Raw genomic sequence first — 8,069 nt, forward strand, 5'->3', positions numbered from 1 at the left:
GTCCGCGGCCCCCGCGCGGACGACCCGCCCTTCCAGACCTCATCGCGCGGAGCCTCCGCGCTCCCGCCTGCCCGCAGAGAGGATCGTCGTGGCTCAGGTGTATCGAGGCGGTCAGCCCTACCCGGCCGGCTATCCGGGCCGGCTGACGCCGCACGAGGTGCGGACCCGCGAGTTCGCCGCGCGGCGGCGCGGCGTCGACCCGGTGGAGGTACGCGAGTTCCAGGCCCGGGTCTCCGACGAGCTGGCCATGCTCAACGAGACGGTACGGCTGCTCACCCAGGAGAACGACCGGATCAAGCGGGCGCTGCGCGACTGGCAGACCATGCACGAGCGGGAGTGCCGGTCGCCGCAGGAGCACCAGCACAACTCCGGCCGCTGGTGACCGCGCACCCCTCCCCCGGCGACCTGCTCGTCGTCGACGGTCGCGCGTCGGTGCAGTTCGCTGGGGACCGCGCCCTGACCTTCCGCGTCGTCTCGGTCTCCGACCAGCCGACGTACGCCGGCTGGATCTGGCTGAGCGGCTACGTCCTCGACCGTCGCGGCGACGCGACCGACAAGCGCGAGATCTACGTCCAGCTCGCCGGCCTTCGCGTCGCCTCCCGCGTGGTGTCGGAATGCCGACGCCAGGGCAAGGTCTGCTCGGTTGCGTCGCCGGAATTCTCGGCAACGGGTACGGCAGCAAGGGCGAGGAACACGCCCCACGCGGCGACCAGTACGGCGACCAATGAGTTCCACCAGTGCGGTGTCAGCCAGGGGAAGGAGCTCACGACGAATGCGGCTGCGGCAAAGATGCCGGCAGCTCGCCCAGTCAGCCCGGCGCGTGTCGACCAACTGAGCGCGGCTGCAGCAACGGCGAAAGCCAGAAACGCCAGATGCAGGGCGCCGAACGTCGAGCTGACGACCAAGGCCACCGCCTCGGCTGACAGTTGAATGTCGAACACCGGGTAGACCAGACGCCCCACCGCGAGCAGTACGACGACGAGAGCGACGAGGGCAACCGTGAGAGCGGTCCTTCCCACGTTGATCCGCGCCGACGGTCCGGCCTGGCGCGCGCCGAAGAGGCCGCGAGCACCGGCTCCCCAGCAAATGACCGCGTAGAACAGCAGTTCGTCGCTCCACATCAGTGAGGAGTGAGCACTTTCCACCCACTCCGTCATCGCGACCGTCTCGGAGGGCACGCCAGGCAGAAGCGCCAGCAGCAGAAGGGCGACGGAAGTGAGCAGCGCCCCCACGATCATCAGCCAGCGGTGCACCCGTAGGTCAATCGCTTGGCGCGGCGTCGTGTCTCGTACCATCGGACCGCCTGTCATACCCGCCATTCCTTCACTCTGCCCGGGGGCCTCTGCCTCCCGCAACGATCGGGTTGAGCGACTGCTCACGTCGCGCATCCTGGAGCTTTAGCCACGATCCCCAACGGCGGCTGCCGTACTGGCCAAGATCGTGAGGGCGTGGGCGACCGGCGTCAGCAGTGCAGCTTTCCGCAAACAATTGATCGATTCGATCTGTCCTTGACAGGTATTTTGGCGTTGGCATACTGGGCGGTGCCCGTTCCCCCGGCGTGCGCGATCCAAATAGATGCGGTGATCCATGGACGACCTGTCGACAGCAGGCCTGGCCGCCGCAGCGAGCGCGGCCCTGATCCAGGCCATGGCATCGGACGTGTGGCTCAACGTGAAGGGCCATGCCGCACGCATTCTCGGTCGCGGCGAGACGGAGTCGGTGGCCCGCGCGGACCGGGTCTTGGAGGATTCCCGCGATCGACTGTATGCCGCCGCGCCGGACCGCAGGGATGAGGCGTCGGCCCTGGAGGCGGCCCGATGGGAGGGCCGGTTGCAGGCCCGGCTGGAGGAGGACCCGAGCCTAGCCATCGCGGTACGGGAACTGGTCGCCGCAGTCAGGGCGGCCGGCGAAGGCGCAGATCAGTCGACCCCCGTGCAGCAGAACGTGACCGCCGGTCGGGACGCGTACACCGCAGGCCGTGACCTCACCGTGGGTCGCCCCGACCGGGCGCCATGAGTGACGCGTGACCGCGCCCCAGCAGGATGTCAGCGCACGGCGCGACGGCTACGTCGCAGGCCGGGACCTGCACCTGCACGTGGCGGGGCAGCAGCTCAGCCTCTATCCGGAGGAACGCTTCGCCACGCCGCTGACCTACGATCGCGCACGACCGATCTTCGTGCAGTATCTCAATCCGGAGATCCGGTCCTGTTACGGCCGCCCGCAGACGGCCCGTTTCACCGAAACGGATCTGGCCCAGGTGCTGCACGCGACGCGGCTGGCCGTGCTCGCCACCGACGAGGAACTGATCCTTCCCGCGTCGTACCTGTTCGAGGTGCCCAGCCTGTCGGTCTTTCTCACCCGGGTCAGGTCGCTCGTGGTTCGCGGCGTGGTCCACTATTCGTCGCACATCGCCGACATCGACTCCTACGTGGAACACAAGGCCGTCGAATACCGCGGCGACACCCGCAATCCCTACGAACTGACCCCGCACCGCAGCCTCACCGGCGGCCTCGTCTGGCGGCCCCGCTACGCGCAGAACACCGCCACCGACATCGGCCAGAGCTGGGGCACCGCGCTGCAGCCGGACGGCGAGCTGGCCGCGACGCTCGCCAGCATCGCCCGCCGCTGGCCCCCGAGGGCCGGTGACGTCGAGACGTACCTGCATGAGGTGCCCGAACGGCTCGACGGGCAGGCATTCATCAGCCGATTCGTCCGGGCCACGGTGCCGGTCACCCTGGACGCCGAGGAACGAGCCAGGATCGACATGTTCCTGTCGCGCGAATACCTCGCCAGCTACCTCCGCGACCTCGACGCCGCCATCGTCGCCGACTTCGACTTCGGCGACTTCTCCTGCGGCATCCGCCAGATGCGGACCTCCCTCGCGGACCGGGTGCTGTCCGCCCGCTCGTTCGACCTCGGCCTGCGATGGCTCGGCATCCACGACTTCGTCCACCGCAACGCCCGCTGGCCCGATCTGCTTTCCCTGCGCTCGACTCCCGAATTCGGCGCCGTCGCCACCGCCACGCAGCATCCGGTGCTCCGCGCCCGGCTCCGCGACGCCGTGATCCGGGGTCGCAAGCGCCTCCGGTTCCAGAACGCCGCGACCATCCATCAGGCGCTGACCGTGGTGGCCGTCGTCGCCAACAGGCTCGATGTCACGTTGAACCAGACAGATCCCGACCGAAGGGCACGATGATGCTGATCTCCGTTTACTGTTCCGGGTCGATCATCAAGGGCGGGGGCGACCAACATCGTCTCTGCTGGACCGATGTGGAGCGGGAGGAGGTCGCGGGCGGGGCGGCTCCCTGCGACGTCGTCTTCCTCAATCCGGACGATCCGATCCCGGACGCGGGCAACACGTTGGGCCAGTTCGGCCGGGACATGTACCAGGTGATGGTGGCGACGGCGGTCGTCGTCGACGCGCGGGTGCGCCGCGGCATCGGCATCGGAGTCGAGATGGCGGCAGCGGTCACGCTGGGAACCCCCGTGATCGTGGTCGCCCCGCGCAATTCGCAGTACCGCAGCGACGTCCTGGAATATCGCGGGGTGCGGGTCACCGACTACGTACACCCGCACGTGGCGGCGCTCGCCACCGAGGTGGTCGACGACTTCGCCGCTGCCGGTCGCGCCCTCGTGGCACTGGCCGACCGGCCCAAGTCGGCCCAACCGCGCCCTGCCTGGCTGTCCGCCGCACTGAACGAGTACGAAAACAACGTGCTCGACATCGACAGGCCGATGCTCGACGCCCTCAGCAGGATCAGGGCCGGGGCGTCGCGAGTGCCCAGCACGACGGCATGATCGACGACACGGGGTCCAGCGCCGTCGAGCCGATCGGCGCCACGACGGGTGTCACCGGTCTCCACCTGGTGCACAACCGGCACCTGGAAGCGCTGCTGTTCGACCGCAACCTGACGGACCTGCCGTTCCGGCGGGCGTGCCTTTCCAGCAGCCGGGAGTTCGTCCGGCACATCCGGGACGAACTCGACGGCGCCGACGTCGCCGAGCTGATCATCCTGAGCAAGGGCCTCATCTACCAACTAGCGGAGGCGGTCGCCGTCGAGGCGGGCCGGAACCTGCCGGCGAATCTCGTCTCCACGAGCAGGGTGGCCGTCGCCTCCGACGACGCCACGGTCGAGGTGTCCTACGCACGGTTCGACGCCGGCGGCTCGACCCTGCTGATCGGCGACACCGTCGCCTCCGGCGCGACGATCGTGGCGGCGCTGCGGGAATACCAGCGATTCCACGCCGTCCGCCGCCTGTACGTGCTGTCGTACGCGGGCGCTCTGCACGGTGCCGCCCGCATCGCCGACTACTGCGCCGACAGCGGCATCGAGTGCACCATGCTCTTCGGCCTGGCCGCGTTCGGGCTCGCCGAGAACGGATTCGACCTGTCGTTCCTGCACCCCGCGACCGTCACCAGGGACGCCTACCGCGAGCGGGCGCGACGGCAGTTCGCCGGCAAGCAGGTGTCAGCCGTCGGGTGGGACTTCGGATCGCAGGCCATGGCGCCGGGGAAATACCGCCAGCTCTGCTGGGTCGAGGCCGACATGTGGGGCCTGCACGGCTCACCGGCCCTCGCCGTCGCCCGTGCGCCGGAGGACATGGCAGCCCTCGCGCACGAGGCACCCGCCTACGCGGGCACGCCCCTCCATGCTCCCGGCAACGACGTGGCCCGGAGCGCGGAGCCCACGCCGGATGACCGTGCCTCAAGCGGTGACTGCGCTGCGGTGGGCGTTGACGACCCAGGCGTCCGGTAGGGCGATCCACTCGTTGTCGCCCACCCGCACCACCCCACCGTCCCGCCTGGGCAGCAGCGCCGGAACCCCTTCGGGCAGAGCAACCACACGTCGCCCGCCCCGGCGCCGAGCCGTCACCGCGCGGCGCGCAGCGTGCGGACGTACGTCGCGGTGAGCGCGACGGCACGGTCCTCGTCGCGTGACAGCTCGGCCAGGGCACGGGACGCCGTGTCCCCCGGGATGTCCGCGAGCGCCTGGGTCAGCCGTCGACGGGCGGACGATCCGACGGCGCGGTCGGCGAGGCGGTCGACGAGCCGGGTGGCGATCTGCTCCGTCAGCGCGGGATCGCTCGCCAGCGCGCTCAGCGCGTCGGCCGCGTCGACGTCGTTGGCCTCCGCGACGACCATGTCGACGAGCGTCGGGACCGCGTCGGCCACTCCACGGGCCCCGAGCGCCAGGGCCGCGTGCCTGCGGACCGCGACGTCGGCGCCCGCGAGGGCGTCCTTCAGCAGTACGGTCGCCTGACCGTCCGGCATCTCGGCGACGGCCTGGACGGCACGTTTCCGCACCTCGGCATCGGGTGCGCGGAGGCCCTCCGCCAGCAGCGCCAGCCCGCCGTCGCCCGATCGCGCCAGCGCCCACCGCAGGGCTCCGGCGACGTTCGGGTCGGTCTCGCGCAGCGCCGCCTCGACCAGTGCCTCCACCGGCACCGGGTTGTCCTCGGCCGAGGAGAGGGCCGCGCGCTGGCGCTTCCCGGCGCTCTCCGACCCGAGCGCCTGGAGCAGGGCGACGACTTGGAGGACGTCCTCCCAGCCGGCGGGCTCGGCGGCGTCGATCCGGTGGAGTCGGGTGAGCAGCTCCGTCTCCGCCGCGATGCGTTCCCGCGTACGGCGGATGAGGTCGGCGACGAGCTCCGAGGGGGTGAAGCCGGGATCGTCGAGTGCGCGCCCGACCTCACGCAGCGACAGCCCCAGCGAGCGCAGGCTCTCGATGTGGAAGATCCGTTGGATGTCCTCGCCGGAGTATTCGCGATAGCCGGCGCCGGTACGACCCGTCGGCCGCACCAGGCCGAGCGAGTCGTAGTGCCTGAGCATGCGGGCGCTGACCCCGGACCGTCGGGCCACCTCGCCGATCAGCACTGCCGCTCACCCCTCCTGGCTGGTCCGACCGAGGGCCACCACGCGCCTCGCCTCCTCGACGGCGAACTCGAACCCCGCGTCCGGGTCGTCCGCCAGCCGTTCCGTGACGATCGCGTGCCGGCGTACGCGCGGGTCGGGGTCCGTCCTCGCGGCGCGCAGGATCGGCACGATGATGTCACCGAGCGCGATCAGCGCCCGGCTGAGGCTCAGCTGTGTCTCCCGCTCGCCGCGTCCGAGCTGCGTCGCCAGCGCCGCGGCCAACCCGGGCTCCTCGCCTTCGCGCACGAGTACGACCGCCGCGCGCCAGGCGCTCCGCGCCACCTCGTCGTCGGGGTCGGTCAGCAGCGCCCGCGTGATGGCCGGCCACGCCCGCCGGTCCCCGATCTTCGACAGCGTGTGCAGCGCCTGGCTGCGCGCCCGCGCACGCTCCGAGCGGAGTTCGTCGACGAGCTTCGGTACCGCCACGGATGCCGGGTGGCGGGTGAGCGCCCAGGTGAGCATCTCGCGCACATAGAACTCGGGCTCGACCGCGCATCGCTCGACGAGCTTGTCGACGAGCCGCGGGTCGGGGGTCGTGCCGACCGCCAGCGCCGCCCGCAGCCGCACCGACGAGTCGCCGTTCTCCAGCCCTCGGAGCGCCCGAACCACGTCGGCGTCCTGGTGCGGCATGGTCATCGGGACCACCTCCTCTGCCACCAGTGAAGCCCTTGTCACTGTGTCAAGGTCAAGCGGACGAGGAGTTGGTTAGGCCCCGCATCCAGGGCCTGCGTCGGCAGCTCCACGCCTGGCACTGCTCGGCTGCGGCACGACCGGCACTGAGGTGGTCCGACTGTGGCACGGTCGGCAGCAAGGTGGGCCGGCCTGCGGCGCGACCGGCAGCGAGGTGGTCCGGCTGCGCCCGGGACAGCCCCGTGACGCCGGCTCCTATGCTGCACGGCGTGACCAGGGTGACGGCGGAACAGCTCGCGACCGCTCGGGGCTGCGTCCTCGGGCTGATGCTCGGCGACGCCGTCGGCGCGTCGGGCGGCCGGGTGCCGGCGGTCGGGCCGCTGCGGGCGACGAGCGCCGGGCAACTCGCCTGCTTCACCGTCGAGGGCCTGATCCGCGCGCACGTCCGCCACCGGCACCGGGGCATCTGTCACCCGCCGAGCGTGGTGTGGGAGTCGTACCGGAGCTGGGCGACGATCCAGGGAATCCCTGGCGACGCGGTCAGCGGCGAGGGCGGTCGGCCACCGGGCTGGCTGGCGACGGTGCCGGCGCTGGCGGAACGGCGCGGGTCGGCGCCGGCGACCGTGGCGGCACTGCAGCGGCGGAAGATCGGCACGGTCGACGAACCCAACGGTACGAGCGCCGGGGCGCACGCGCTCACCCGGACCCTGCCGGTGAGCCTGTACCCGTGCGACGCGGCCGAGATGGCCGCTCTCACGCACGCGGGTGAGGCGGTGAGGGCTGCCGGGCTGGCCGGTGCGGTGATTCGTCTCCTCGCCGCCGGACACCAGCCCGTCGCGGCCATGGAGAGCGTGCTGCGGGAGCCCGGGGACTGGTCCGAGACGTCGGAGCGTTGCCTGGCACCGGCGCTGGCCGCGGCCCGGTCGGGCCCCGCCGCGCTGGGCGAGCTGGCCCGCCTCGCACCCGACGCGAGGGCGGTTTCCGCGCTGGCCGGCGGCGCGTACACCGTCGCCTGCTTCCCGCAGCGAGAGACCGTGCGCGAGGCCGTGCTGTTCGCCGCGTCGGCCGGCGACGGCGGCCACGCCGCGACGGTGGCGGCCACCCTCCTGGGTACGGCGCACGGGCCGGACGCGCTCCCCGTCGACTGGCTGTCCCGGTTGGAGCTGGCCTGGACGGCCGACACGCTGGCCCGCGACCTCGTCACCGAGCTGCACGACAGCCCTTCGGGAGGCGAGTACTTCCCCCCGACCGATCCCTGGTGGCGCACCCGCTACCCCGGCTGACGTCGGGCGCGGCGCCGGCACCGGTCGGCGCGCCGTCCCAAAAACCCGAGGGCCGTCAAGACACCCGCTGCCGTCGAGGAACCCGCGCATTGTCCGGAAGCCGCGCCCCGTCCAGAAACCCGCGCACCGTCCAGAAACCGCGCGCCATCCAGAAACCCGCGCACCGTCCAGAAACCGCGCGCCATCCAGAAACCCGCGCACCGTCCAGAAACCGCGCGCCATCCAGAAACCCGCGCACCGTC

At 71.5% G+C, this 8,069-nt stretch carries 10 protein-coding genes; 6 read left to right on the forward strand and 4 right to left on the reverse strand.

The features are described from left to right. Window positions 1–88 precede the first annotated feature (88 nt). Window positions 89–382 (forward strand): DivIVA domain-containing protein, encoded by a 294-nt coding sequence (locus tag ACWENR_RS22665; RefSeq protein WP_452278979.1) that lies wholly within the window; start codon window positions 89–91, stop codon window positions 380–382. Window positions 383–566: 184 nt separating this feature from the next. Here the strand turns inward: ACWENR_RS22665 and ACWENR_RS22670 are convergent, their stop codons facing one another. Next, entirely contained in the window at window positions 567–1,253 is a 687-nt protein-coding gene (locus ACWENR_RS22670; protein ID WP_452278980.1) for a hypothetical protein, read from the reverse strand. Between the two features lie 334 nt (window positions 1,254–1,587). Between ACWENR_RS22670 and ACWENR_RS22675 the strand changes: the two genes are divergently transcribed. From ACWENR_RS22675 to ACWENR_RS22690, 4 genes are read left to right on the forward strand one after another with little or no spacing between them, the layout of a single operon-like run. Beyond that, window positions 1,588–2,016, forward strand: a complete 429-nt coding sequence (locus tag ACWENR_RS22675; RefSeq protein ID WP_452278981.1) for a hypothetical protein — start codon at window positions 1,588–1,590, stop codon at window positions 2,014–2,016. A gap of 7 nt (window positions 2,017–2,023) precedes the next feature. Further along, window positions 2,024–3,196: a hypothetical protein gene (locus ACWENR_RS22680; protein ID WP_452278982.1), complete on the forward strand. Its 1,173-nt coding sequence runs from the start codon at window positions 2,024–2,026 to the stop codon at window positions 3,194–3,196. Continuing rightward, complete coding sequence (locus ACWENR_RS22685) at window positions 3,193–3,798, forward strand: hypothetical protein (RefSeq protein WP_452278983.1); 606 nt, start codon at window positions 3,193–3,195, stop codon at window positions 3,796–3,798. Before ACWENR_RS22680 ends, ACWENR_RS22685 begins: the two co-directional genes overlap by 4 nt. Further along, window positions 3,795–4,757: a hypothetical protein gene (locus tag ACWENR_RS22690; RefSeq protein WP_452278984.1), complete on the forward strand. Its 963-nt coding sequence runs from the start codon at window positions 3,795–3,797 to the stop codon at window positions 4,755–4,757. The genes ACWENR_RS22685 and ACWENR_RS22690 overlap by 4 nt, the downstream gene beginning before the upstream one ends. 113 nt (window positions 4,758–4,870) lie before the next feature. On the opposite strand, the gene ACWENR_RS22695 is transcribed toward ACWENR_RS22690, so the two are convergent. Both ACWENR_RS22695 and ACWENR_RS22700 read right to left on the reverse strand, forming a co-directional pair. After that, entirely contained in the window at window positions 4,871–5,875 is a 1,005-nt protein-coding gene (locus ACWENR_RS22695; protein ID WP_452278985.1) for a MerR family transcriptional regulator, read from the reverse strand. Between the two features lie 6 nt (window positions 5,876–5,881). Further along, window positions 5,882–6,550, reverse strand: coding sequence for a HEAT repeat domain-containing protein (locus ACWENR_RS22700; protein ID WP_452278986.1), 669 nt, complete (start codon window positions 6,548–6,550; stop codon window positions 5,882–5,884). Between the two features lie 263 nt (window positions 6,551–6,813). On the opposite strand from ACWENR_RS22700, the gene ACWENR_RS22705 reads away from it, so the two are divergent. Beyond that, window positions 6,814–7,827: an ADP-ribosylglycohydrolase family protein gene (locus ACWENR_RS22705; protein WP_452278987.1), complete on the forward strand. Its 1,014-nt coding sequence runs from the start codon at window positions 6,814–6,816 to the stop codon at window positions 7,825–7,827. A gap of 55 nt (window positions 7,828–7,882) precedes the next feature. On the opposite strand, the gene ACWENR_RS22710 is transcribed toward ACWENR_RS22705, so the two are convergent. Beyond that, a partial coding sequence (locus ACWENR_RS22710; protein WP_452278988.1) for a hypothetical protein occupies window positions 7,883–8,069 on the reverse strand: 187 nt, incomplete at its 5' end.

The sequence above is a fragment of the Micromonospora sp. NPDC004336 genome, assembly GCF_053602615.1.